Raw genomic sequence first — 22,907 nt, forward strand, 5'->3', positions numbered from 1 at the left:
GGGGGGACTGTGCTGGCCACTCTTGGCCTCGACGCGACTGCGGAGGCCGTCTACCGCACCATGCTCGCGGCGCCGCGCGACGGGGTGAGCGCGCTCGCCTCCCGTCTCGGGGTGTCCGACGCCGACATCCGGCGCAGCCTGGACACGCTCAGCGAACTCGCCCTGATCCGGCCGTCCTACGAGAACGCCGGAGAACTCCGCGCCGTCTCGCCCGAGGTCGGCATGGAGATCCTGATGGCCCGCCAGCAGGCGGAACTCGCGGCCCAGCAGCTGCGCATCGAGGCCTCACGGGCGGCCGCCGCGCAGCTCATCGCGGAGTACGCCGACCTCAGCCCGGCCGCCACCAGCCCGGGGGTCGAGCAGCTCGTCGGCCTCGACGAGATCCGCAACCGGATCTCCGGCCTGGCGCACGGGCTCCAGAGCGAACTGATGACCTTCGCCCCGGGCGGGGGCCACCGCCCGGAGACCCTGGAGGCCTCCAAGCAGAACGACACGGTGCTGCTGAGCCGCGGGGTGCGGATGCGGTCGCTGTTCCAGGACAGCGTGCGCAACAGCCAGAGCACCGTGGCGTACGCGGAGTGGCTGAGCGAGCTCGGCGGGGAGGTGCGGACCGCCCCGGACCTGCCGACCCGCATGATGATCTTCGACGGGACCATCGCCGTGATCCCGGTCAGCAGCGACGACAGCGCGGCGGCGGCCGTCGTGCTCACCGGGCAGGGGACGCTGACGGCCCTGTGCGCGCTCTTCGAGAACGTCTGGTCCGGCGCCCGCACCCTGGGCGCCTCGGAGGAACGCGACGCGGGCGGGCTCAGCGCGCAGGAGCGCACCGTGATCCGGCTGCTGGCGCAGGGCCTGACCGACGAGGCCATCGCCAAGCGCCTCGCGGTCTCCCCCCGCACGGCCCGCCGACTGGCGAACGGGCTGATGGAGCGGCTGGGCGCCGCGAGCCGCTTCGAGTTCGGCGTGCGCGCCGTCCAGCGGGGCTGGCTGCCGCGCACCGAGTAGACGCGGCAGCCGGAGGCGGCTCAGCCCCAGTTGGCGCCGGCCGGCTCCTGGATGGTGGTGTTGATCCGGTTGAAGAAGTTGGTCATGGCGATCATCAGGATGAGCGCGGAGAGCTGCTCCTCCGTGTAGTGGTCGGCGGCCTCGTCCCAGACGTCGTCCGGCACGGCCTGACCGGGGCGATCGGCGATCCGGGTGGCGGCCTCGGTCAGCGCGAGGGCGGCGCGCTCGGCGTCGGTGAAGAAGGGCGCCTCGCGCCAGGCCGCGACCTGGTGCAGCCGCTCCTCGGTCTCCCCGGCCTTCTTCGCGCCCGACACCCCGGCGAACACGCAGGCGCTGCACCCGTTGATCTGGCTGGCGCGCAGGTGGACCAGCTCCATGGTCTGCTGCGGGACGCCGCCCTTGTGCATGGCCTTGTACAGGTTCTGGATGCCCGTCATGGCGTCGGGCAGGACCATGGCCGGGTTCTTCATACGAGCGTTCATCGTGGTGTCTCCTCGGTGTGCGGTTCGCTTCCGTCACTGGGTTGACGGATCGCTCCGCGAGGATGTGACGGGGCAGCGGAAAAAATCTGCCCGCCCTCGCTCGCGGCGCGGTCGCGGCCTGGTCGGGCACCGCTCGGGGCCGCGCGGCCGCGTGGTCAGCGGGAGAGGCGGACCAGCATCTTGCCGGTGTTGGCGCCGGTCAGGACGCCGAGGAAGGCGTCGGGGGCGTGTTCGATGCCCTCGGTGACGGTTTCCTCCGTACGCAGCGTGCCGTCGGCCAGCCAGGACGCCGCCTTGCCGATCCACTCCGGGAACAGGTCGAAGTGGCTGGAGACCAGCATTCCCCGCAGGGTCGCCTCGCGGGCGGCGGCCCGGAAGAGGTTGTCCGGGCCCGGCGCCGGTGCGGACGCGTTGTAGCCGCTGATCGCGCCGACCATCGCGATCCGCCCGCCCTGCCGGACGGCGCCGATGGCCGCCTGGAGGTGGTCGCCGCCGACGGCGTCGAGGTAGACGTCGATGCCCTCGGGGGCGGCCTGCGCCAGCTGGCCGGGCAGGTCGCCCTGCCGGTAGTCGATCGCCGCGTCGTAGCCGAAGACGTCCAGCAGCTTCCTCGTCTTGTGCGGGCCGCCCGCCGAGCCGATGACGCGGGACGCGCCCAGCTGCCGCGCCAGCTGCCCGGCGACGCTGCCGACCGCGCCCGCCGCCGCCGACACGAACACCACGTCGCCCTCCTTCACCGGCGCGGTCCGCGTCAGCGCGGCGTACGCGGTCAGGCCCGTGGTGCCGAGCGGGCCCAGGTAGTCCGCCGGCGTGGCGATCCCGGTGTCGACGACGGTCGCCGCCGCCGCGTCCAGGACGGCGTACTCGCGCCACCCGAGGAAGTGCGAGACGGTCGAGCCGACCGGCACCGCCGCGTCCCGGGAGGCGATCACCTCGCCGACCGCACTGCCCTCCAGGGCGGCGCCGAGGGCGAACGGGGGGATGTAGGAGGGGGCGTCGTCCATCCGGCCCCGCATGTACGGGTCCACCGACATCCAGGTGTTGCGCACCAGGATCTGACCCTCAGCCGGTGCCGGGACCTCGGTGGTGACCAGCGCGAAGTTCCCGGACGCCGGGGCGCCGACGGGGCGGGAGGCGAGGCGGATCTCGCGGGAAACGGTGCGGGGGGTGGCGGTGGTGGTCATGGGGGTGTTCCCTTCGGGTTCGGGCCGCTCGGTCGCGGTCGCGGTCGCGGTGACAGGAACACCATGCGAGAGGCCGCGCACGGATCGCTGACGGTCCGCGCACGGCCCCCAAGTACCGTGGCCCGCATGCGTTTCGAGGTGCTCGGGCCAGTGACCGTACGGACGGACGACGGGACTCCCGTCCCCGTGCCCGAGGCGAAGGTACGGGCGCTGCTCGCCGCGCTGCTCGTGCACCACGGGCGGCCCGTGGCCGTGGACCGGCTGATCGACGACCTGTGGGGCGAGGACGCCCCCGGCAACCCCGGCAACACCCTCCAGACCAAGGTGTCCCAGCTGCGCCGCACCCTCGCCGGGGCCGAGGACGGCGGCCGCGCCCTGGTCGGGTACGGCCCGGCCGGCTACACGTTGCGGGTGTCCGGGGAGGCGGTGGACGCCGCCCGGTTCGAGGAACTCGCCGGCCGCGCCCGCGAGGAGTCCGGCGTACGGACGAAGTCGGCCCTGCTGACGCGGGCGCTCGGGCTGTGGCGCGGGCCGGCCTACGCCGATGTCCGGGACGCCGGCTTCGCCCGCGCGGCCGTCGCCCGCCTGGAGGAGCAGCGGGTCACGGTGCGGGAGGAGCTGGCGGAAGCCCGGCTGGAGCTGGGTGAACACGCGGCTCTCGCCGATGAGTTGAACGGGCTCGCCGGGGAGCACCCGCTGCGCCAGCGGCTGCGGGCCGCGCAGATGCGGGCCCTGTACGGCGCCGGGCGCCAGAGCGAGGCGCTCGCGGTGTACGGGGAGGTACGGACCCGCTTCGCGGAGGAACTCGGCATCGACCCGGGGCCGGAGCTGGCGGCACTGTACGAGGCGATCCTCCGACAGGACCCGACGGCGGCGGCACCGGTGGCGCCGGGGGCGCCGGGGCCGGGGCCGGGGGCGCCGGGGGCGGGGCCGGGGGCGCCGGGGGCGGGGCCGGGGGCGCCGGGGCCGGGGCCGGGGGCGCCGGGTCCGAGGGCGGGGGCCGCCGGGGCGGAGCCGGGGGCGCCGGGGCGGAGGGCGACCACGCCGGGGCCGGAGGCGCCGGGGCGGAGGGCGACCACGCCGGAGCCGGAGGCCGCCGCGCCGGAGCCGTGGGCGATGACGGCCGTACCGGAGTCGGAGGCAGCCGCGCCAGGGGCGGAGGCGGCCGGGGCGGAGCCGGGGGTGCCGGGGCGGAGGGCAGCCGCGCCGGGGCCGGGGCCGGGGGCAGCCGCGCCGCAGGCGGGGGCCGCAGCGGCGGGGCCGGAGGCCTCCGGGGCTGGGGCCGCAGGGGCTGCGGCGGGGGCCGGGGTGTGGGTCGGGGGTGGTTTGCCCGCGTCCGTCGGGGGGCTCGTTGGGCGGGAGGAGGACGTTGCCCGGGTGTGCGCGGCCGTTGAGGCGGGCCGACTCGTCACCCTCACCGGGCCCGGCGGCGTCGGCAAGACCCGGCTCGCGCTGGCGGCGGCGGCCCGGCTGGCGGACGCGCCCGCGTGCTCCGACGGCGTGTGGTTCGTGGAACTCGCCGGGGCGCGCGGGAGTGTGGCCGCGGTGGTCGCCGCCGCGCTCGGGGTGCGCGAAGACGCCGACGGCGCCGGCGGATCCGGGGCGCGGGGCGAGGACGCCGCCCGGGAGCGGCTGGCCGAGGCGATCGGAGCGCGCGGGCTGCTCCTCGTACTCGACAACTGCGAGCACGTCGTGGAAGCCGTCGCCACGCTGGCCGGGGAGCTGCTGCGGCGGGCTCCCGGGCTGCGGGTCCTCGCCACCAGTCAGGAGCCCCTGGCGCTCTCCGGCGAGGTGCTGGAGGCGGTCGCGCCGCTTCCCGAGGCCGAGGCCGTGCGGCTGTTCGCGGCCCGCGCGGCGGCCGCTGCGCCCGGGTTCACGCTGAGCCCCGACAACTCCGAGGCGGTGGCGCTGATCTGCCGCCGCCTCGACGGCATCCCGCTCGCCCTCGAACTGGCGGCCACCCGGGTCCGGGCGCTCGGGGTGCACACGCTGGCCGACCGGCTGCACGACCGGTTCCGGCTGCTCAACCAGGTACGCCGGGACGCGCCCGCGCGGCAGCGGACGCTGCGGGCGGTCATCGACTGGAGCTGGGAGCTGCTGAAGCCGGACGAACGGGTGGCGCTGCGGCGGCTGGCCGTGTTCTGCGGCGGCTTCACCCTGGAGTCGGCCGAGGCGGTGTGCGCGGGCGGGGAGATCGGCACGGACGAGGTGCTGGACCTGGTCACGCGGCTCGTGGACTGCTCGCTGGTGGCGACGGCGTACGGGGGAGACGGGGCGCGCCTGCGGACGCTGGAATCGGTGACCGCGTACGGGCTGGAGCGGCTCGCGGAGGCGGGCGCCGCCGAGGCGGACGCCGTGCGGCTGCGGCACGCCGAGCACTGCACCGCCCTCGCCGAGCGGGCGGCGTCCCATCTGCACGGCCCCGGCCAGCGGGAATGGCTGCGCCGGCTCGACGACGAGTCCCACAACCTGCGGGCCGCGCTGGACCACGCGGTGGCGGCCGGGGCCGGGGATCTGGCCCTGCGTCTGGTCAACGCCCTGGCCTGGTACTGGTGCCTGCGCGGCCGCATCGCCGAGGCGCGCGCGGCGCTGGACGCCGCGCTGGCGTGCGCGACGGCAACCGGAGCCTCCGGGGCGGCAGTCGCCGGCGCCCACGCCCGCCGCGCGGCCTTCGCAGCCCTGGCGGGCACCCCGGACGGGCCCGGGGAAGCGGACCTGGAATCCGCCGACGCGCGGGGCCGCTGGCTCCTGGAATTCGCCCGCCTCGGCTTCGCCGATGCCGGGGCCGGGGCCGGGGCGGGAGAGGACGCCGGGGCGCGAGAGGACGGCGAGGCGGAAGAGGGTGGCGGGGCGCGAGAGGGCGGCGAGGGCCCCACCGCCGGCGGCCCCACCGGCGGCGGCCACCCCGGCGGCGGCGACCCCGGCGAGGGCCACCCCGCCCGCGGCCACGCCTGCGCGGGCCTCGACCGGCTTGTGGCTCAGTTTCGGGGAGTCGGGGACCGGTGGGGGGAGGCGGCCGCGCTCAACGCTCTCGCGACGCGGGCGCTCTACCGGGGCGACCTCGCGGAGCTGCGGCGCAACGCCGAGGCCAGTGCCGCGCTGTTCGCGGAACTCGGTGACCGGTGGGGCCAGTTGCAGGCCTCCGAGCAGCTCGGTGTGCTCGCCGAGCTGGCCGGCGACTACCCGACCGCCGCCCGGCTGCACCGGGAGGGCGTACGCAGTGCGCAGGAACTGGAGCTCTGGACGCAGGTCTCCTTCCGGCTGGCGCGGCAGGGCCGGATCGCCCTGCTGACCGGCGACACCACCCGCGCGGCGGAACTCCACGAGCGGGCCCGGCGGCTCGCCGTGGAGCAGTCACACCGCCCCGCCGAACAGTTCGCGGAGATCGGCCTGGCGCTCGGCGCCCGCCGCGACGGCGACCTGGACGCCGCCGAGGCCCGGCTGCTGCCGTGGCTGGAGTGGAACCGGCGGCTCGGGGTCGATTCCGGGGCGGCGCTGGTCCTCGCGCAGCTCGGGTACGTCGCCGAGCTGCGCGGAGACCGCGGGCGCGCCGAGGAACGGCACCGCGAGGGCCTGGCGGCGGCCCGCCGGTCGGGCGACCCCCGCGCCCTGGCGCTGGCCTTCGAGGGCTTGGCCGGGGCCCTGCCCGCGGGCCGGGCGGCCCACGCCGCGACCCTCCTCGGCGCGGCCGCCGCCCTGCGGAAGTCCGCGGGCACGCCCCTGCCCGAGGCGGAACGCGCCGACGTGGACCGCGCGACGGCCCGCCTGCGCACCACCCTCGGCGACGCCGCTTTCACCGCCGCCTTCACCCGGGGCCGCACCCGGCCCACCGAACCCGACGCGTAGGGCCGTCACACTCGCGCCGCCCGGTTCGTCAGTGGGGTGTCGAACTGAAACCGCCTGACGAGGAGCGCCCCGCATGTCCATCTCCACCGCCGCCACCGCCGTCACCGTTCTCGCCGCCGCCATGGCCGGCTTCTCGGGCTACTCGCTCCTCTCCCGCGCCGCCTGGGTCGTGGAGGCCATGACCGCGTACCGCGTCCCCCGCAGCTGGTGGACCTGGCTCGGCGCGGCCAAGGCCGCCGGCGCCGCGGGACTGCTGCTCGGGCTGTTCGTGCCCGTCATCGGCGTCGTCGCCGCCGTCGCCCTCGTCCTGTACTTCACGGGCGCCGTCGTCACCGTCATCCGCGCCCGCTCGTACGCCCACATCCCCTTCCCGCTGCTCTACGCGGCCCCCGTCATCGGAGCCCTCGTACTCGCCTCCTGAGGGCTCCGCGGTGACGGGGGATCACGGGCTCACGGGCTCACGGGCTCACGGGCTTCACGGACTGCTCTTGACCCCGTCCAGGAACGGCTCCAGCACCGCGCGCCACGCGGTGGGCTGGTCGTAGTGGAGGTAGTGCCCGGCGTCGGGGATCTCGGCGTACTGGCCCTCCGGGAGGACCCGGACCATCTCCTGGGCCTCCGCGCGGCCGAGTTCGCCGTCCAGCCCCCGGACGACCAGCGTCGGGCAGCCGACCTGCGCGAGCTCCTCCCAGTGCGCGTCGTGCACCCAGGTCTCGCGCGCGGTCAGCATCTGGCGGCGGGAGAAGAGCGGACGCCAGCCGTCCGATGCCTGGTGCATGACCTCCGCGAAGAACGCGCCGCGGCCCGGGTCGGGGCGCTCCACCCGGGGATCGTCCTCGCCGAACCAGCGGCGGGCGGCGTCCTGGGTGGGGAAGGGCAGGGGCCAGCGGTGGAACCAGTCCGCCCACTCCTGCTGCGAGGCCTCGCCGAGGGCGGAGGCCCGCATGTCGCAGATGACCAGCGCCCGCACCAGATCGGGGCGGCGGGCGGCGAGCTGCCAGGCGGTGAGGGCTCCCATGGAGTGGCCGATCAGGGTGACGGGCGCCAGGCCCAGCTGATCGATGACGGCCTCCGCGTCGGCGACGAAGGCCTCGCGGGTGTACGGACCGACGGTCGGGCGGTCGCTCTGGCCGTGCCCGCGCTGGTCCAGGGCCACGACCCGGTGACGCTCGGCGAGCCAGCGGGCGGTACCCGTCCAGTGGAAGGCGCGGCCCATCAGGCCGTGGAGTAACAGCACTGCGGGCCGGTCGGGATCCACGGCGGCCACGGCACCCGCGGCGGCCGGTTCCCGGAACTCCCAGGCGGCCAGGCGGACGCCGCCGGACCCCGTCACATCGATGCGCTGTACCACCGCAGATGCACCCCCTTCGCTCCCGGCCAGACTATCGAACCCGTATTCGAAAATGCCTGTCTCGCCGCCAACACCGCTCTTTCGAGTGACCTTCCTCAAGGATTGGCCGCCGCTGCCGAGGGGATCTTTTCAACGGGGAGGCGGGCCGCTCGGGGAAGACGGTCCGAGGGGATGACCTTGAGAGCTCGGGGCTCCAGGTCACCAGGGGAGGATCGGCCCCGGCGCCGTAAAGGCGCCGGGGCCGTCCACGTCAGAGGCCGGATCAGAGGCCGGATCAGCGGCCGGCCGTCAGCGCTTCGCGACGAACACGTGGGAGGCGATCTCCGCGTCCAGCTCGGCGGCCTCGCCGCCGCTGCCGACCAGCACGCCGCCCGGGGACTCGGTCACGCTCACCACCGAACCGGGCTGTACGCCCGCCCGCCGCAGCGTGTACATCAGCTGCGCGTCCGTCTGGATCGGCTCCCCGATCCGCCGGACGACGACGGTCTTGCCCTCGGTGCCCGGGTCCAGCTCGTTCAGGCTGACCATGCCGTCCTCCAGGAACGGATCGGCCTCGGCCTTCTCCCCCAGCTCCTCCAGCCCGGGAATCGGGTTCCCGTACGGCGACTCGGTCGGGTGGCGCAGCAGCTCCAGCACCCGCCGCTCCACCGCCTCGCTCATCACGTGCTCCCAGCGGCAGGCCTCGGCGTGCACCTGCTCCCACTCCAGGCCGATGACGTCGACGAGCAGACACTCGGCGAGCCGGTGCTTGCGCATCACGCGCGTCGCCAGTCGCCGGCCCTCGTCCGTCAGCTCCAGGTGCCGGTCGCTCGCGACCGCCACCAGGCCGTCCCGCTCCATCCGCGCCACGGTCTGGCTCACCGTGGGACCGCTCTGATCGAGCCGCTCGGCGATGCGGGCGCGCATGGGGACCACGCCTTCCTCTTCCAGCTCGAGGATGGTGCGGAGATACATCTCCGTGGTATCGATCAGTCCGGACATTCGTGCCCCTCGGATTGCGTGCGCTGGCCCTGCCCCCAATTCTGACGCATCGCGCCGACAACCGTCCCGTGCCGGGCGTCAAGGGCAGTCCTGGACATCCGTGGATCACCCCCGGGGCACCCACAGGACATCTCCCCCGCCCCTCCCCTCCCTTCAGCCCCGGGATTGACGGCCGTATTGACACGCCCTTGGTCCAGACCGCACGGTGAGCGGCGAGCACGGACACGGGCACGGGCAGGACACGGGCACGGACACGGGCACCCCAACGGCGCACCCCACCGCATCGCACTTCGGAAAGGGCCATCGGCGTATGAGCGAGAGCAAGCTGGCCGGGCAGTTCTTCGACGCCGCCATCGGCCTGCTGGGGCGGGTGCGGGACGAGGAGGGCGAGCGGGTCGCCGAGGCGGGCGTGGTCGTCGCGGAGGCCGTCGCGGCCGGAAACCGGCTGTTCGCGTTCGGTGCCGGCCATTCCTCCCTGCCCGCCCAGGACGTGGTCTACCGGGCCGGCGGGCTCGCCCTGATGAATTTCCTGGCCGTCCCGGGCACCGTCGGCATCGACGTCATGCCGGCCACCCTGGGCAGCGCCCTGGAGCGGGTCGACGGCCTCGCCGGCGCCGTCCTGGACAGCAGCCCGGCCACCGCGGGTGACGTCCTGGTGATCATCTCCCTCTCGGGGCGCAACGCCCTGCCGGTCGAGATGGCCATGAACGCCCGCGCCCTCGGCCTCAAGGTCATCGGCGTCACCTCGGTGGCGTACGCGACGGAGACCAAGTCCCGGCACGCCTCCGGCACCTTCCTCAAGGACCACTGCGACATCGTCCTCGACAGCAAGATCTCCGTCGGCGACGCCGAGCTGAGCCTGGACGGCATCGACGCCCCGTTCGCCCCCGCCTCGACCGTCGTGACCAGCGCGATCATGCAGGCCGTGCTGGCGGCGGCGGCCGGGGAACTCGCCGCACGCGGCGTGGAGCCCCCGCTGCTGCGCTCGGGCAACGTGGACGGCGGCCACGAGTGGAACGGGCGCGTGCTCAAGGAGTACGGCGACCGGATCTTCTTCCGGCACTGACCGGCGGGCGGGCGCCCGGCGCGCCGCGTCCTGCGAGGGCGGGTGCGGACTCAGGACCGTGGCGCCGGGCGCCGGGGCCGCCTGGCCGCCTGGCCGCCTGGCCGCCTGCGGACCCTGATCCGCCGGACACCCGCTACGCGGGCCGGTGCGCCGCCAGGTCCAGGTCCGCCGCGACGCGGGCCGCGACCTCCTCCGCGTACAGGGCGTCGGCGCGCTCGAACGCCGGGCGCGAGGGTCCTCGTAGGAAGGTCAGGGCGCCCAGGGTGCGGCCCCGGCTGCGCAGCACCGTGGACAGCGCGTGCGCCGCTCCCTCCGGCCACTGGCGGGCCCGCGCCCAGGCCTCGTCCGCCCCGCCGCGCGGGGAGCTGCTGCGCACCGGGCCGATCCGGTCCAGCGCCTGCAACGCCGGGTGTCCGGCCTCGTACCGCACCGGGATCGCGCCCGGCCCCGGCAGCAGCAGCGTCATCCCGGACGGCGACACGGCCGAGCGGACGAGCCGCGGCCGCTCGGAATCCGGGCCGCCGGGCCGCTCCAGTACGTCGACCAGCGCATGCTCCGCGAACCCCGCGAGCGCGAAGTCCAGCCGTACGGCGGCCGCCTCCGCCGCGTCCTCGCACTCGGCGGCGGCCCGGCCCGCCCGGTGGAGCTGGTTGGCGCGGAAGCGCAGCTGCCCGGTGTCCAGCTCGGCCCGGCGGGCCTCGGTGACGTCCTGGAACAGCAGGCCCACGCCGAGCGGCACCGGCTCCTCCGCCAGCGGCGAGCCCAGCCGCAGGAACCCGCACCGCCAGCAGCGCCGCCGTACGCCCTCCGGGGTGCGCACCGACACCCACAGCTCCACCGGGGCCGGCGGCGCCCCCTCGGCCAGGACGTGCTGGAGCGCGCCCTCCAGCTCCTCCACGCCCTGGGCCAGCAGCTCCCCGAGCGGCCGCCCCAGCAGCGCGGTGCGCCCGGAGCCGAAGGCGCGGGCGGCGTGCGCGTTGACGACGGCCGGGCGCAGGTCCACGTCGACCAGGACGACGCCCCAGGAGGCGTCGTCCATGAGCGCCTCGCTGAGGGCGATGGAGCGCTCCAGGTCGATCTGCGCGTGGACCTCGCTGAAGGCGCAGTACACGCCGGCGGGTTTCCCGTCGGCGCCCGGCACCCCGGCGGACTGGGTCCGTACGAGCACGCGGCCGCCGTCCTTGGTCAGCAGGGCGAACTCGTGCACCTGGCGGCCCGGCGCGTCCTGCGCGGACATGAGGCGGTCCTGCACGTCATGGGCGTCGGCGGGCCGTACGGCCCAGCCGGCGAACCCGTGCCGCCCCACCGCCTCGGCGGCGGACCAGCCCAGGATCCGCTCGGCCTCGCGGTTCCAGTGGGTGATCACGCCGCCGGAGTCGAACGCGCACAGGGCGGCGTCCATCCCGTCCAACAGCGCTGCGAGCAGATCGTCGGCGGTCTCACTACGTCCGGAAGCACTCACCTGGCACCCCCTGCAGGTGTTCGCGTGTGCGGCACGTCAGATCATTGAACTGGAACGTGACGCATCCCACACCGCTTTCTGCGGATTGGGCACGCGAATTCCGGTCAGGAAGCGTCCCCGTCGCGGACGTAAGCCAGAAATAAATGGTTGTGGCGCCGGAGGTGCGTGCCTAGGCTCTGTCGTACACGAGAAGGGAGGTGGTTCCCGAAATGTACGGAAACCGGACGCGTGAGGTGGCTGCGGGCTAAGCGCCCGTCGTCGCACGCACCCAGTGCGGTGCCCGGCGGGTTCGCCAGGCGCCAATCCCAAGCAGTCACCCGACCCGCGGGCTCGCCGGTACGTCCGGCCGGCTCCTCTCACTGCAGGAGAGGAACCAGAGCCCGCGGGTCGCCTGCGTTTACGCGTACATCGCGTACGGCCCGCCTACGGCGCGTACGGCCCGCCCGGCGTCACGGGCAGAGGCGTTCCACGAGCCACTTCTCGCCGTCGCGGACGTAGCGCAGCCGGTCGTGCAGGCGGTTCTCGTGGCCCTGCCAGAACTCCACCGCGTCGGGGACGACGCGGTAGCCGCCCCATTCCGGCGGGACCGGGACCTGCTCGCCCTCCGGGTAGCGCTCCTCCAGCTCCGCGTAGCGGCGGTCCAGCTCCGCGCGGGAGGCGATCACCCGGGACTGCTCGCTGGCCCACGCGCCCAGCTGGGAGCCATGCGGGCGGGAGCGGAAGTAGGCCGCCGTCTCGTCGCGGCCGGTACGGGTCGCCGTGCCGGTGACGATGACCTGGCGGGCGATGGGGTGCCAGGGGAAGAGCAGCGAGACGTACGGGTTGTCCGCGAGCTCGCGGCCCTTGCGGGAGCCGTAGTTGGTGAAGAAGACGAAGCCCCGCTCGTCGAACTGCTTGAGCAGCACCGTGCGGGAGCTGGGCCGGCCGTCGGCCGTCGCGGTCGAGACGATCATCGCGTTCGGTTCGAAGAGGTGCGCGTTGGCCGCCTGCTGGAACCACCGGGTGAATTGCCGCACGGGGTCGTCCTCAAGGGATTCCTCGGCGACGATTTCCGAGCGGTACTGCTTGCGCATGAGGGCGGGATCAAGGTCCTGATGGGTCACGCCGGTCATCCTGCCGCAGGACGGCGCCCGGCAGTGTGCCGTATGTCACGCTTCCGCACGCCATCCGGAACCGCCAAAATCTTGGGGCCGGTCCGAGGGGCCCCGGAGGGGTCGCCGACGGCCGTGCCGGGCATCAACGGGGATGACCGCGCCGGACCGCGAATCACGCCGGGAGCCGCGCGTGTTCGCACTATCTGAGGAGCCGCCTGATGTCCGACTTCGTACCCGGGCTCGAAGGAGTCGTCGCGTTCGAAACGGAGATCGCCGAACCGGACAAGGAAGGCGGGTCGCTCCGCTACCGCGGGGTGGACATCGAGGACCTGGTCGGGCACGTGTCCTTCGGGAACGTGTGGGGCCTGCTGGTCGACGGTGCGTTCAACCCGGGTCTGCCCGCCGCCGAGCCCTTCCCGATCCCCGTCCACTCCGGTGACATCCGCGTCGACGTGCAGTCCGCGCTCGCCATGCTCGCCCCCGTGTGGGGCCTGAAGCCGCTGCTCGACATCGACGAGCAGACCGCCCGCGACGACCTGGCGCGCGCGGCCGTGATGGCGCTGTCGTACGTCGCCCAGTCCGCCCGCGGGCAGGGCCTGCCGATGGTGCCGCAGAAGGAGATCGACAAGGCCGAGTCGGTCGTCGAGCGGTTCATGATCCGCTGGCGGGGCGAGCCGGACCCCCGGCACGTCAAGGCCGTCGACGCGTACTGGACCTCGGCCGCCGAGCACGGCATGAACGCCTCCACCTTCACCGCCCGGGTGATCGCCTCGACCGGCGCGGACGTCGCCGCCGCCCTGTCGGGCGCCGTCGGCGCCATGTCCGGGCCGCTGCACGGCGGGGCGCCGTCCCGCGTGCTCGGCATGATCGAGGAGATCGAGCGCACCGGCGACGCCGTGGCGTACGTGAAGAAGGCCCTGGACAAGGGCGAGCGGCTGATGGGCTTCGGGCACCGCGTGTACCGCGCCGAGGACCCCCGCGCCCGCGTGCTGCGGCGTACCGCCAAGGAGCTGGACGCGCCGCGCTACGAGGTGGCGGCCGCGCTGGAGAAGGCCGCGCTGGAGGAGCTGCACGCGCGCCGCCCCGACCGGGTGCTCGCGACGAACGTGGAGTTCTGGGCCGCGATCATGCTGGACTTCGCGGAGGTCCCGGCGCACATGTTCACGTCGATGTTCACCTGCGCCCGTACCGCCGGCTGGTCGGCGCACATCCTGGAGCAGAAGCGCACGGGCCGCCTGGTGCGGCCGTCGGCCCGCTACATCGGGCCGGGGGTGCGCAACCCGCGGGAGATCGCCGGTTACGACGACATCGCCGCGACGGCCTGAGCACACGGCCCGAGCACCCGGCCTGAGCACCCGGCCTGAGCACACGGCCCGAGCACTCGGCCCGAGGGCGCTGCCCGAACGCGCCGGAGGCGCCGCACCCCGTACAGCGGGATGCGGCGCCTCCGGCGTTCCGGGCGTGCGCGGTGTCAGCCCAGGGCGGCGTCCAGGATGCGCGACCACTGGGCGACGACGCGGGCGCGGCGGGCGGTGTCGTCGGTGAGGACATTGGCCAGGCCGAGGCCGCGGGCCATGTCCAGGAGGCCCTGGACGGTCTCCCGTACGCCCGGTACCGACTCGTCCGCGCCGAGGAGTTCCACGGCGATGCGGTGGGTCTCGCGGCCGACGCGGGCTTCGAGTTCGGTGACCTGGGGGCGCAGCTGGTCCTCGTTGGAGGCGGCCACCCACAGTTGCAGGGCGGCGCGGAAGAGGGTGCCGGTGTAGAGGTCGACCAGGGCCTCGACGACCGCCGGACGCGGCACGGGCCCCGCGTGGAAGAGCTCGCGCAGGGCGGCGGAGCGTTCCTCGGCCACGTAGGCGACGGCGGCGGTGAAGAGGTCCTCGCGGGTCGGGAAGTGGTACTGGGCGGCCCCGCGCGAGACGCCGGCGCGCTCGGCGACGACGGCGACGGTGGAGCCGGCCCAGCCCTGTTCGGCGAGGCAGGAGACGGCCGCTTCCAGGAGGTGGCGGCGGGTGACCCGGCTGCGCGCCTGCTTGGGGCCGGCGGCGGCCTTGGGGACGTGCTCGGTCCCGGGGTCGCTCTCGGTCCCGGTGTCGCTCACAGCGCCCATGACGGATCCCGGCGCTCGAAGCGGGCGCTGATGCCCTCGCGGGCCTCGTCGGAGGCGAAGTGGCGGGCGGAAAGCTCCGTGAGGGCGGCGCCGTCCCGGTCGAGGGCGGCCCGTACGGGGGCGGTGACCAGGCGCTTGGTCTCGGTGAGGGCGCGCGGGCCGGCCTTGCGCAGGCCGGCGAGGACGGGGGCGAGGGCCTTGTCCACGTCCTCGCCGTGCAGGGTGAGCAGCCCGATGCGTTCGGCCTCGGCCGCGTCGAAGGACTCAGCGGTCAGGAAGTACCGGGCGGCGGCGCGCGGGTCCAGGCGGGGCAGCAGCGGCGCGGAGATGACGGCCGGGACGACGCCGAGGTGGGTCTCGGTGAAGGCGTACGTGGACCGCGGCCCGGCGGCGGCGATGTCGCAGGCGCCGAGCAGGCCGAGGCCGCCCGCGCGGACGTGCCCGGTGACGCGGGCGACGACCGGCTTGGGCAGCTCGGCGATCTCCCGGAGCAGGGCCAGGAAGTCGGCGGGGTCGCAGGGCGTCTTGAGGTCGGCCCCGGCGCAGAAGGTGTTGCCGGTGTGGGTGAGGACGACCGCCCGCACGGCCGGGTCCGCGCCCGCCGCGGCGAGGGCCGCGCGCAGTTCGCCGACCAGGGCCGCGGACAGTGCGTTGCGGTTGGCCGGGGAGTCCAGCGTGAGGGTGGTGACGCCGTGCGTGAACGCTGCGCCGACGAGGGGGGACATGCCGTTCTCCTCCGGAGGTTGTGCGGGTGACGCGGATCGTGCGGGGCCGCCCCGCCGGCCGGACGGCCGACCGGGCCGCCCGGTCCGGTACGGCCCGTCGTGCCGGACCGGGGGCCCCGGGGGTACCCGTCCTAGTAGGACTTGGGGAGGCCCAGGGTCTGGTGCGAGACGAAGTTGAGGATCATCTCGCGGCTGACGGGGGCGATGCGGGCCACCCGCGACGCGGTGACGAGGGACGCCAGGCCGTATTCGCGGGTGAGGCCGTTGCCGCCCAGCGTGTGGACGGACTGGTCCACCGCCTTCACGCAGGCCTCGGCGGCAGCGTACTTGGCCATGTTCGCGGCCTCGCCCGCACCCATGTCGTCGCCGGCGTCGTAGAGGTGGGCGGCCTTCCGCATCATCAGGCGGGCGAGTTCCAGCTCGATGTGGGCGGCGGCGAGGGGGTGGGCGATGGCCTGGTGGGCGCCGATGGCCTCCTTCCACACCTGGCGGGTCTTGGCGTAGTCGACGGCCTTGGCGAGGGCGTAGCGGCCCATGCCGATGGCGAAGGCGGCGGTCATGATGCGCTCGGGGTTGAGTCCGGCGAACAGCTGGAGCAGCCCGGCGTCCTCGTCGCCGACCAGCGCGTCGGCGGGCAGCCGGACCTCGTCGAGGACGAGCTCGAACTGCTTCTCCGCCGCCTGGAGTTCCATGTCGATGACGGAGCGGGAGAAGCCGGGGGTGTCGCGGGGGACGATGAACAGGCAGGGCTTCAGGCTGCCGGTCCTCGCGTCTTCGGTGCGGCCGACGATGAGGGTGGCGTCGGCGATGTCCACGCCGGAGATGAAGACCTTGCGGCCGGTGAGCACCCATTCCTCGCCGTCGCGGCGGGCGGTGGTGGTGATGCGGTGCGAGTTGGAGCCGGCGTCGGGTTCGGTGATGCCGAAGGCCATGGTGCGGCTGCCGTCGGCGAGGCCGGGGAGCCAGGCCCGCTTCTGGGCGTCGGTGCCGAAGCGCGCGATGACCGTGCCGCAGATGGCGGGCGAGACGACCATCATGAGCAGCGGGCAGCCGGCCGCGCCCAGTTCTTCGAGGACGATGGAGAGTTCGGAGATGCCGCCGCCTCCGCCGCCGTACTCCTCGGGGAGGTTGATGCCGAGGTAGCCGAGTTTCGCGGCGTCCGCCCACAGTTCGTCGGGGTGGCCGCCTTCGCGGGCGACGCGGGTGAGGTAGTCGCGGCCGTAGCGCTGCCCGAGGGCGGCGACGGCGGCGCGCAAGGCCTTGTGCTCTTCGGTCTCGACGGTGGTGGCGGTGGCGGGGCTCATGACAGCGGTTCCTCCTGGACTACGGCGAGCAGGGCGCCGAATTCGACCTGGCGGCCGGTGGTGGCGTGGAGCGCGGTGAGCGTGCCGGAGGCGGGCGAGACGATGCGGTGCTCCATCTTCATGGCCTCCAGCCAGAGCAGGGGCTGCCCGGCGGTGACGGGGCTGCCGGGAGCGAGGCCCTCGGCGACGCGGACGACGGTGCCGGGCATGGGGGCGAGCAGCGAGCCGGGTTCGGTGCGGTCCTGGGGGTCGGCGAACCGGGGCACCCGGGTCAGGGTGTGCGCGCCGAGCGCAGAGTCGACGTGGACCTGGGGGCTGTTCGATTTGCGTTTCACGTGGAACATCCGCCGGATCCCGTCGACTTCGAGGGTGACGAGGCCTGGTTCGGCGGCCAGGACCCGGACGCCGGGCTGGTCGACGGGGGCCGGGAGGCCGCCGCGGGTGTGGTGGTAGCGGATCTCGTACGTGCTCTCGCCGGCCCGGTACGAGCGACTCTGCGGCTGGGAGGGCACGTTGCGCCAGCCGCCGAGGCGGGCGGCGAGCGGCGCGTCCGGGGCCGGGGCGGCGTCGGCGAGGGCGGCGGCGAGCGCGGCGAGGCTCAGTGCGCGGGCGGCGTCCGGGGTGTCCTCGGTGAGGGCGGCCAGGTGGCGGTCGTAAAAGCCGGTGTCGAGGCGTCCGGCAGCGAACTCGGGGTGGCGCAGGGAGCGTACGAGGAGTTCGCGGTTGGTGGTCAGCCCGTGGATCCGGGCTTCGGCGAGGGCCCGGGCGAGGGCGCGGACGGCCTCGGCGCGGGTGGGGGCGTGGGCGATGACCTTGGCGAGCATGGGGTCGTAGTGGATGCCGACGGTGTCCCCGTCGGTGAAGCCGGTGTCCACGCGGACCCGGCCGGGGACGGAGAGGGTGTCCAGGACGCCGGTCTGCGGCCGCCAGTCCCGCGCGGGATCCTCGGCGTAGAGGCGGGCCTCGACGGCGTGGCCGCTCGGCTCGGGCGGCGTCGGGGGCAGCGCCCCGCCCTCGGCGACGCGCAGCTGGAGCGCGACGAGGTCGAGGCCGAAGACGGCCTCGGTGACGGGGTGTTCGACCTGGAGGCGGGTGTTCATCTCCAGGAAGTACGGGCGGCCGTCGGCGGTGACGAGGAACTCGACGGTGCCGGCGCCCCGGTAGGAGACGGCGCGGGCGGCGGCCGCGGCGGCCTGGTGGAGGCTCTCGCGCAGGGCATCGGGGAGGCCGGGCGCCGGGGCCTCCTCGATGACCTTCTGGTGGCGCCTCTGGAGGGAGCAGTCCCGGGTTCCGAGCGCCCAGACGGTGCCGCGGGCGTCGGCGAGGACCTGCACCTCGACGTGGCGGCCGCGCTCGACGTAGGGCTCGGCGAAGACCTCGCCGTCGCCGAACGCGGAGCGGGCCTCGGCGCGGGCGCCCTCCAGCTCCTCCTTCAGGCGGTCGAGGTCGCGCACGACGCGCATCCCGCGGCCGCCTCCGCCCGCGGCTGCCTTCAGGAGCAGCGGCAGGTCCGCGGCGGTGGCCGTGGCCGGGTCGACGGGGTCGAGAAGCGGCACCCCGGCGGCGCGCATGAGCTCCTTGGCCCGGGTCTTGGAGGCCATGGCCTCGATGGCCTCGGGCGGCGGGCCGATCCAGGTCAGTCCGGCGTCCTCGACGGCGCGGGCGAAGTCGGCGTTCTCGGAGAGGAACCCGTAGCCGGGGTGGACGGCGTCGGCGCCCGCCGCGAGGGCGGCCTTGATGATCAGGTCGCCGCGCAGGTAGGTGTCGGCGGGGGCCGCGCCGGGCAGGCGTACGGCCGCGTCGGCGTCCCGTACGTGCAGGGCGTCGGCGTCCGGGTCGGAGTGGACGGCGACCGTGGCGAGGCCGAGGGCCCGGGCGGTACGGAAGATCCGTACGGCGATCTCGCTGCGGTTGGCGACCAGGAGGGAGGTCAGGTTCGTCATGTGCGGGCTCACATCCGGAAGACGCCGAAGCCGCCACGGGCGCCCTCGACGGGGGCGTTGTGGACGGCCGACAGGCACAGGCCGAGGACGGTACGGGTGTCGCGCGGGTCGATGACGCCGTCGTCGTAGAGCCGCCCGGACAGGAACATCGGCAGGGACTCGGACTCGATCTGCGCCTCGACGAAGGCGCGCATCCCGGCGTCGGCCTCCTCGTCGTAGGGCAGCCCCTTCGCCTCGGCGGACTGGCGGGCCACGATGGAGAGCACGCCGGCGAGCTGCTGGGGACCCATGACGGCGGACTTGGCGCTGGGCCAGGCGAACAGGAACCGGGGCTCGTAGGCGCGGCCGCACATGCCGTAGTGGCCGGCGCCGTAGGAGGCTCCGACGAGGACGGACAGGTGCGGGACGCGGGAGTTGGAGACCGCGTTGATCATCATCGAGCCGTGCTTGATGATGCCGCCCTGCTCGTACTCCTTGCCGACCATGTAGCCGGTGGTGTTGTGGAGGAACAGGAGTGGGATGTCTCGCTGGTTGGCCAGCTGGATGAACTGGGCGGCCTTCTGCGACTCGGCGCTGAAGAGCACCCCTTGGGCGTTGGCGAGGATGCCGATCGGGTAGCCGTGGAGGGTGGCCCAGCCGGTGACGAGGCTGGTGCCGTAGAGGGGCTTGAACTCGTCGAAGTCGGAGGCGTCGACGAGGCGGGCGATGACCTCGCGGGGGTCGAAGGGCGTCTTGAGGTCGGCCGGGACGATGCCGAGGAGTTCCTCTGGGTCGTACGTCGGCTCCTCGGCGGGCTGCGGATCGGGCCGCGGCTTGCGGTGGTTGAGGCGGGCGACGACGCGGCGGGCCTGGCGGATGGCGTCGTACTCGTCGAGGGCGTAGTAGTCGGCGAGGCCGGAGGTGCGGGCGTGCATGTCGGCTCCGCCGAGGGACTCGTCGTCGCTCTCCTCCCCGGTGGCCATCTTGACGAGCGGCGGACCGCCGAGGAACACCTTGGAGCGGTCCTTGATCATGATGGTGTGGTCGGACATCCCCGGGATGTACGCGCCTCCGGCGGTGGAGTTGCCGAAGACGACGGCGACGGTGGGGATCCCGGCGGCGGACAGCCGCGTCAGGTCGCGGAAGATCGCGCCGCCCGGGATGAAGATCTCCTTCTGGGAGGGGAGATCGGCGCCGCCGGACTCGACGAGGCTGATGCAGGGGAGCCGGTTCTGGCGGGCGATCTCGTTGGCCCGCAGGGCCTTCTTGAGGGTCCAGGGGTTGGAGGCGCCGCCGCGGACGGTGGGGTCGTTGGCGGTGACCAGGCACTCGACGCCCTCGACGGTGCCGATGCCGGTGACGGTGGACGCGCCGACGGGGTACTCGCTGCCCCAGGCGGCGAGCGGGGACAGCTCCAGGAACGGGGTGTCCGGGTCGAGCAGCAGCTCGACCCGCTCGCGGGCCAGGAGCTTGCCGCGGGTGCGGTGACGGGCGGTGTACTTCTCGCCGCCGCCGGCGAGGGCCTTGTCGTGTTCGGCGGCGAGCTCACCGAGCCGTTCGAGCGCGGCGGCGCGGGCCGCAGCGTACTCGGGGGCGAGGGGGTCGACGGCGGTGCCGAGACGGGTCACGGGGTGGCCTCCGGGGCGGGGGCGGGCGGAAGGAGGGCGACGGGGATGTCCGTGTGGCGGGCGCGGAGCCATTCGCCGAGGGCCTTGGCCTGGGGGTCGAAACGGTGGCCGGAGGCGACGCCGTCGCCGAGGAGGCCGGGGACGGTGAAGTTGAGGGCGCGGAGGTGGGGCAGGGCGTGGCGGGTGACGGGGAGACCCGCGGTCTCGGGGAGCAGGGCCTGGAACGCGGCGACGCTCAGCGTGGCGTGGAGCCAGTCCCAGGCGGCGTCGGTCTCGACCCACACGCCGACGTTGGCGTCCCCGCCCTTGTCGCCACTGCGCGCCCCGGCCAATACGCCGAGCGGGGCGCGGACCGTGGGCCCCGCGGGTGCCTGCGGCGGTACGGGCTCCGCAGGTACCTGCGGCGGTACGGGCCCTGCCGGTACCTGCGGCGGTACGGGCCCCGCGGGTACCTGCGGCGGTACGGGCCCTGCGGGGCTTTCCCCCGCCCCGCCCCTTCCCGAAACCGGGGCTGCGCCCCGGACCCCTTCGGGGGCTGCGCCCCCGGACCCTCCCCCGGCTGCCGCCGGGGGTTCCGCCGGCGCCGCGGGAGGCAGGGGCAGGCGGGTGCCGTCCGGGAGGACGGCCGTGTGGGGGACCGACGCTGCCGGGATCTCGGTCGAGGTGAAGACGCCGTACGGCTGGGCCGGGGCCGGAGGGGCCGTGACGTGGAAGCCCGGGTAGCTGGCCAGGGCCAGTTCGATCGCGGCGGCGGTGAGGGTCCGGCCGACCGGGTCGGGGGACGGGTCCCGCACCACCAGACGGAGCAGCGCGCTCGCCGTCTCCTCGGTCGCCGCGTCGGCGTGGTCGGTCCGGGACAACGTCCAGTCCACCACCGCCACGTCCCGCAACGCGTCCGCCAACTGCGCGCGGACGAGATCGGCCTTGGCCTCGACGTCCAGCCCCGTCAGGACGAACACCACCTCGTTGCGCCAGCCCCCGATCCGGGTCACGCCCACCTTCAGGGTGGCCGGCGGCGCCTCGCCCCGGACGCCCGTGATCCCGACCCGGTCCGCCCCCACCGACCGCAGCCGCACCGTGTCCAGCCGGGCCGTCACGTCCGGGCCGAGGTACCGGACGCCCTGCGTCTCGTACAGGAGTTGGGCCGTGACCGTGCCGACGGACACCACCCCGCCCGTGCCCGGGTGCTTGGTGACGACCGACGAGCCGTCCTCGCAGACCTCGGCCAGCGGGAACCCCGGCGTGCGGACGTCGTGCCGGGTGAAGAAGGAGTAGTTGCCGCCCGTCGCCTGCGTCCCGCACTCCAGGACGTGGCCCGCGACCACCGCCCCCGCCAGCCGGTCGTAGTCGTCCGGGGCCCAGTCGAACCACCACGCCGCCGGGCCGCTGACCAGCGCCGCGTCCGTGACCCGGCCCGTCACCACGATGTCCGCGCCCGCCCGCAGGCAGGCGGTGATCCCGGCCCCGCCGAGGTACGCGTTCGCGGTCAGCGCCCCGTCCTCGAAGGGCATCAGGTCGTCGCCCTCTACGTGGGCGACCGAGGCGGGGACGCCCAGCTTGGCCGCGAGCGCGCGGACCGCGTCCGCCAGGCCCGCCGGGTTCAGGCCGCCCGCGTTCGTGACGATCCGTACGCCCCGCTCGTGCGCCAGCCCGAGGCACTCCTCCAGCTGGCGCGGGAAGGTCTTGGCGTAGCCGAGCTCCGGGTTCTTCAGCCGGTCGCGGCCGAGGATCAGCATGGTCAGCTCGGCCAGGTAGTCGCCGGTCAGGACGTCCAGCGGGCCGCCGGTCAGCATCTCGCGCAGCGCGCCGAACCGGTCTCCGTAGAAGCCCGAGGCGTTGCCGATGATCAGCGGGCGCCGGGTCACCGCGAGGCCACCGGGGCGCGGCCGGGGCCCGCCGGGCCCGCGAAGGCCTGGGCGATGTCCAGCCAGCGGTCCGCCTCCGGGCCGGTGGCCGTCAAGGCCAGGTCGGCGCGGTGGGCCCGCTGGGTCACCAGCAGGCAGAAGTCGAGCGCGGGGCCGGTGACCCGCTCGGCCGCGTCCGCCGGGCCGTGGGTCCACGTCCCGCTCCCGTCGGGGGCGACCAGCTCGACCCGGAATTCGGCGGCGGGCGCCGGCAGGCCCCGTACCGCGTAGGCGTAGTCCCGGGCCCGTACCCCGATCCGCGCCACGTGCCGCAGCCGGGCCGTGGGCGTACGGCGCACCCCGAGCGCGTCGGCGACGTCCTGGCCGTGCGCCCAGGTCTCCATCAGCCGGGCGCTGGCCATCGACGCGGCCTTCATCGGCGGTCCGTACCAGGGGAAGCGGATGTCGGGCGAGGCGACGGCGAGCGCCGCGTCGAGGTCGGTACGGGTGTCCCGCCAGCGGTTCAGCAGCTCGGCGGGCGCCAACAGCGCGCCCTCGGCGGCGCCTTCGTCGACGAAGCTCTCGGGCGCGGCGACGGCCTCCTCGACCATCCGCCCGAACCCGCCGGGATCGGTGAGCGAGAGCAGCGCGGCCCGGTCGGTCCAGTGCAGGTGGGCGATCTGGTGGGCGATGCTCCACCCGGGCGCGGGCGTGGGTTCGGCCCAGCCGGGCGCGGGCAACTCCCGTACCAGCTCTTCGAGTTCCCGCCCCTCCTCCCGAAGATCGGCGAAGACGGCGACGGCGGACGGATCGGGCACGGTGCGCTCCCCTTCTCGGCGTGAGGGGAACACTGGCAGCCCGACCCAAAACAATCAAGCATGCTTGCATGATTTGGCGCGG

18 protein-coding genes are annotated in these 22,907 nt (G+C 74.7%); 5 read left to right on the forward strand and 13 right to left on the reverse strand.

Annotation, left to right across the window (positions count from 1 at the left end; all coding sequences use genetic code 11):
• Positions 1-9: 9 nt before the first annotated feature.
• Positions 10-1,005, forward strand: a complete 996-nt coding sequence (locus OG982_RS12370; RefSeq protein WP_266787410.1) for a LuxR C-terminal-related transcriptional regulator — start codon at positions 10-12, stop codon at positions 1,003-1,005.
• Positions 1,006-1,025: 20 nt separating this feature from the next.
• On the opposite strand, the gene OG982_RS12375 is transcribed toward OG982_RS12370, so the two are convergent.
• Together OG982_RS12375 and OG982_RS12380 are read right to left on the reverse strand one after the other, a co-directional pair.
• On the reverse strand, positions 1,026-1,487 hold the full coding sequence (locus OG982_RS12375) for a carboxymuconolactone decarboxylase family protein (protein WP_266787408.1): 462 nt from the start codon (positions 1,485-1,487) through the stop codon (positions 1,026-1,028).
• A gap of 155 nt (positions 1,488-1,642) precedes the next feature.
• Positions 1,643-2,671, reverse strand: coding sequence for an NADP-dependent oxidoreductase (locus OG982_RS12380; RefSeq protein ID WP_266787406.1), 1,029 nt, complete (start codon positions 2,669-2,671; stop codon positions 1,643-1,645).
• A gap of 126 nt (positions 2,672-2,797) precedes the next feature.
• On the opposite strand from OG982_RS12380, the gene OG982_RS12385 reads away from it, so the two are divergent.
• Together OG982_RS12385 and OG982_RS12390 are read left to right on the forward strand one after the other, a co-directional pair.
• Positions 2,798-6,517, forward strand: coding sequence for a BTAD domain-containing putative transcriptional regulator (locus OG982_RS12385; protein WP_266787404.1), 3,720 nt, complete (start codon positions 2,798-2,800; stop codon positions 6,515-6,517).
• 73 nt (positions 6,518-6,590) lie between these two features.
• Positions 6,591-6,938 (forward strand): DoxX family protein, encoded by a 348-nt coding sequence (locus OG982_RS12390; protein WP_266787402.1) that lies wholly within the window; start codon positions 6,591-6,593, stop codon positions 6,936-6,938.
• 54 nt (positions 6,939-6,992) lie between these two features.
• Here the strand turns inward: OG982_RS12390 and OG982_RS12395 are convergent, their stop codons facing one another.
• Positions 6,993-7,868: an alpha/beta fold hydrolase gene (locus OG982_RS12395; protein ID WP_266787400.1), complete on the reverse strand. Its 876-nt coding sequence runs from the start codon at positions 7,866-7,868 to the stop codon at positions 6,993-6,995.
• Positions 7,869-8,156: 288 nt separating this feature from the next.
• Complete coding sequence (locus OG982_RS12400) at positions 8,157-8,849, reverse strand: metal-dependent transcriptional regulator (protein WP_266787398.1); 693 nt, start codon at positions 8,847-8,849, stop codon at positions 8,157-8,159.
• Between the two features lie 310 nt (positions 8,850-9,159).
• Here OG982_RS12400 and OG982_RS12405 point away from each other — a divergent pair, with 310 nt between their 5' ends.
• Positions 9,160-9,915 carry an SIS domain-containing protein gene (locus OG982_RS12405; RefSeq protein WP_266787396.1) on the forward strand — a complete coding sequence of 252 codons (756 nt, stop codon included), beginning with the start codon at positions 9,160-9,162 and terminating at the stop codon, positions 9,913-9,915.
• Between the two features lie 133 nt (positions 9,916-10,048).
• Here the strand turns inward: OG982_RS12405 and OG982_RS12410 are convergent, their stop codons facing one another.
• Positions 10,049-11,377, reverse strand: coding sequence for a PAS domain-containing protein (locus tag OG982_RS12410; protein ID WP_266787394.1), 1,329 nt, complete (start codon positions 11,375-11,377; stop codon positions 10,049-10,051).
• A 449-nt stretch (positions 11,378-11,826) separates the two neighbouring features.
• Positions 11,827-12,489: a pyridoxamine 5'-phosphate oxidase gene (pdxH, locus tag OG982_RS12415; protein WP_266787392.1), complete on the reverse strand. Its 663-nt coding sequence runs from the start codon at positions 12,487-12,489 to the stop codon at positions 11,827-11,829.
• A 200-nt stretch (positions 12,490-12,689) separates the two neighbouring features.
• On the opposite strand from pdxH, the gene OG982_RS12420 reads away from it, so the two are divergent.
• Positions 12,690-13,796 (forward strand): citrate synthase 2, encoded by a 1,107-nt coding sequence (locus OG982_RS12420; protein WP_266787390.1) that lies wholly within the window; start codon positions 12,690-12,692, stop codon positions 13,794-13,796.
• A gap of 146 nt (positions 13,797-13,942) precedes the next feature.
• Here OG982_RS12420 and OG982_RS12425 read toward each other — a convergent pair whose 3' ends face one another.
• From OG982_RS12425 to OG982_RS12455, 7 genes are all read right to left on the reverse strand, one after another.
• A complete protein-coding gene (locus tag OG982_RS12425) occupies positions 13,943-14,584 on the reverse strand; it encodes a TetR/AcrR family transcriptional regulator (protein ID WP_266787388.1) in 642 nt (213 codons plus the stop codon).
• Positions 14,572-15,309: an enoyl-CoA hydratase family protein gene (locus OG982_RS12430; RefSeq protein WP_266787386.1), complete on the reverse strand. Its 738-nt coding sequence runs from the start codon at positions 15,307-15,309 to the stop codon at positions 14,572-14,574. The genes OG982_RS12425 and OG982_RS12430 overlap by 13 nt, the downstream gene beginning before the upstream one ends.
• 131 nt (positions 15,310-15,440) lie before the next feature.
• Entirely contained in the window at positions 15,441-16,613 is a 1,173-nt protein-coding gene (locus OG982_RS12435) for an acyl-CoA dehydrogenase family protein (protein ID WP_266787384.1), read from the reverse strand.
• Positions 16,610-18,556, reverse strand: coding sequence for a biotin carboxylase N-terminal domain-containing protein (locus tag OG982_RS12440; RefSeq protein WP_323139251.1), 1,947 nt, complete (start codon positions 18,554-18,556; stop codon positions 16,610-16,612). The genes OG982_RS12435 and OG982_RS12440 overlap by 4 nt, the downstream gene beginning before the upstream one ends.
• Positions 18,557-18,564: 8 nt before the next feature.
• Complete coding sequence (locus tag OG982_RS12445; RefSeq protein ID WP_266787380.1) at positions 18,565-20,163, reverse strand: acyl-CoA carboxylase subunit beta; 1,599 nt, start codon at positions 20,161-20,163, stop codon at positions 18,565-18,567.
• Positions 20,160-22,028 carry an acyclic terpene utilization AtuA family protein gene (locus OG982_RS12450; RefSeq protein ID WP_266787378.1) on the reverse strand — a complete coding sequence of 623 codons (1,869 nt, stop codon included), beginning with the start codon at positions 22,026-22,028 and terminating at the stop codon, positions 20,160-20,162. Before OG982_RS12450 ends, OG982_RS12445 begins: the two co-directional genes overlap by 4 nt.
• Positions 22,025-22,825, reverse strand: coding sequence for a TIGR03084 family metal-binding protein (locus OG982_RS12455; RefSeq protein ID WP_266787376.1), 801 nt, complete (start codon positions 22,823-22,825; stop codon positions 22,025-22,027). The genes OG982_RS12450 and OG982_RS12455 overlap by 4 nt, the downstream gene beginning before the upstream one ends.
• Positions 22,826-22,907 lie beyond the last annotated feature (82 nt).

The organism is Streptomyces sp. NBC_01551 (assembly GCF_026339935.1).
In the GTDB taxonomy this organism is placed as follows: domain Bacteria; phylum Actinomycetota; class Actinomycetes; order Streptomycetales; family Streptomycetaceae; genus Streptomyces.

What these genes read in the sequence shown, in the direction of transcription:
- OG982_RS12375 (WP_266787408.1), bottom strand. Translation starts at nt 1,487, where the DNA reads ATGAACGCTCGTATGAAGAACCCGGCCATGGTCCTGCCCGACGCCATG.
- OG982_RS12380 (WP_266787406.1), bottom strand. Translation starts at nt 2,671, where the DNA reads ATGACCACCACCGCCACCCCCCGCACCGTTTCCCGCGAGATCCGCCTC.
- OG982_RS12385 (WP_266787404.1), top strand. Translation starts at nt 2,798, where the DNA reads ATGCGTTTCGAGGTGCTCGGGCCAGTGACCGTACGGACGGACGACGGG.
- OG982_RS12390 (WP_266787402.1), top strand. Translation starts at nt 6,591, where the DNA reads ATGTCCATCTCCACCGCCGCCACCGCCGTCACCGTTCTCGCCGCCGCC.
- OG982_RS12400 (WP_266787398.1), bottom strand. Translation starts at nt 8,849, where the DNA reads ATGTCCGGACTGATCGATACCACGGAGATGTATCTCCGCACCATCCTC.
- OG982_RS12405 (WP_266787396.1), top strand. Translation starts at nt 9,160, where the DNA reads ATGAGCGAGAGCAAGCTGGCCGGGCAGTTCTTCGACGCCGCCATCGGC.
- pdxH (WP_266787392.1), bottom strand. Translation starts at nt 12,489, where the DNA reads ATGACCGGCGTGACCCATCAGGACCTTGATCCCGCCCTCATGCGCAAG.
- OG982_RS12420 (WP_266787390.1), top strand. Translation starts at nt 12,690, where the DNA reads ATGTCCGACTTCGTACCCGGGCTCGAAGGAGTCGTCGCGTTCGAAACG.
- OG982_RS12425 (WP_266787388.1), bottom strand. Translation starts at nt 14,584, where the DNA reads ATGGGCGCTGTGAGCGACACCGGGACCGAGAGCGACCCCGGGACCGAG.
- OG982_RS12430 (WP_266787386.1), bottom strand. Translation starts at nt 15,309, where the DNA reads ATGTCCCCCCTCGTCGGCGCAGCGTTCACGCACGGCGTCACCACCCTC.
- OG982_RS12435 (WP_266787384.1), bottom strand. Translation starts at nt 16,613, where the DNA reads ATGAGCCCCGCCACCGCCACCACCGTCGAGACCGAAGAGCACAAGGCC.
- OG982_RS12440 (WP_323139251.1), bottom strand. Translation starts at nt 18,556, where the DNA reads ATGACGAACCTGACCTCCCTCCTGGTCGCCAACCGCAGCGAGATCGCC.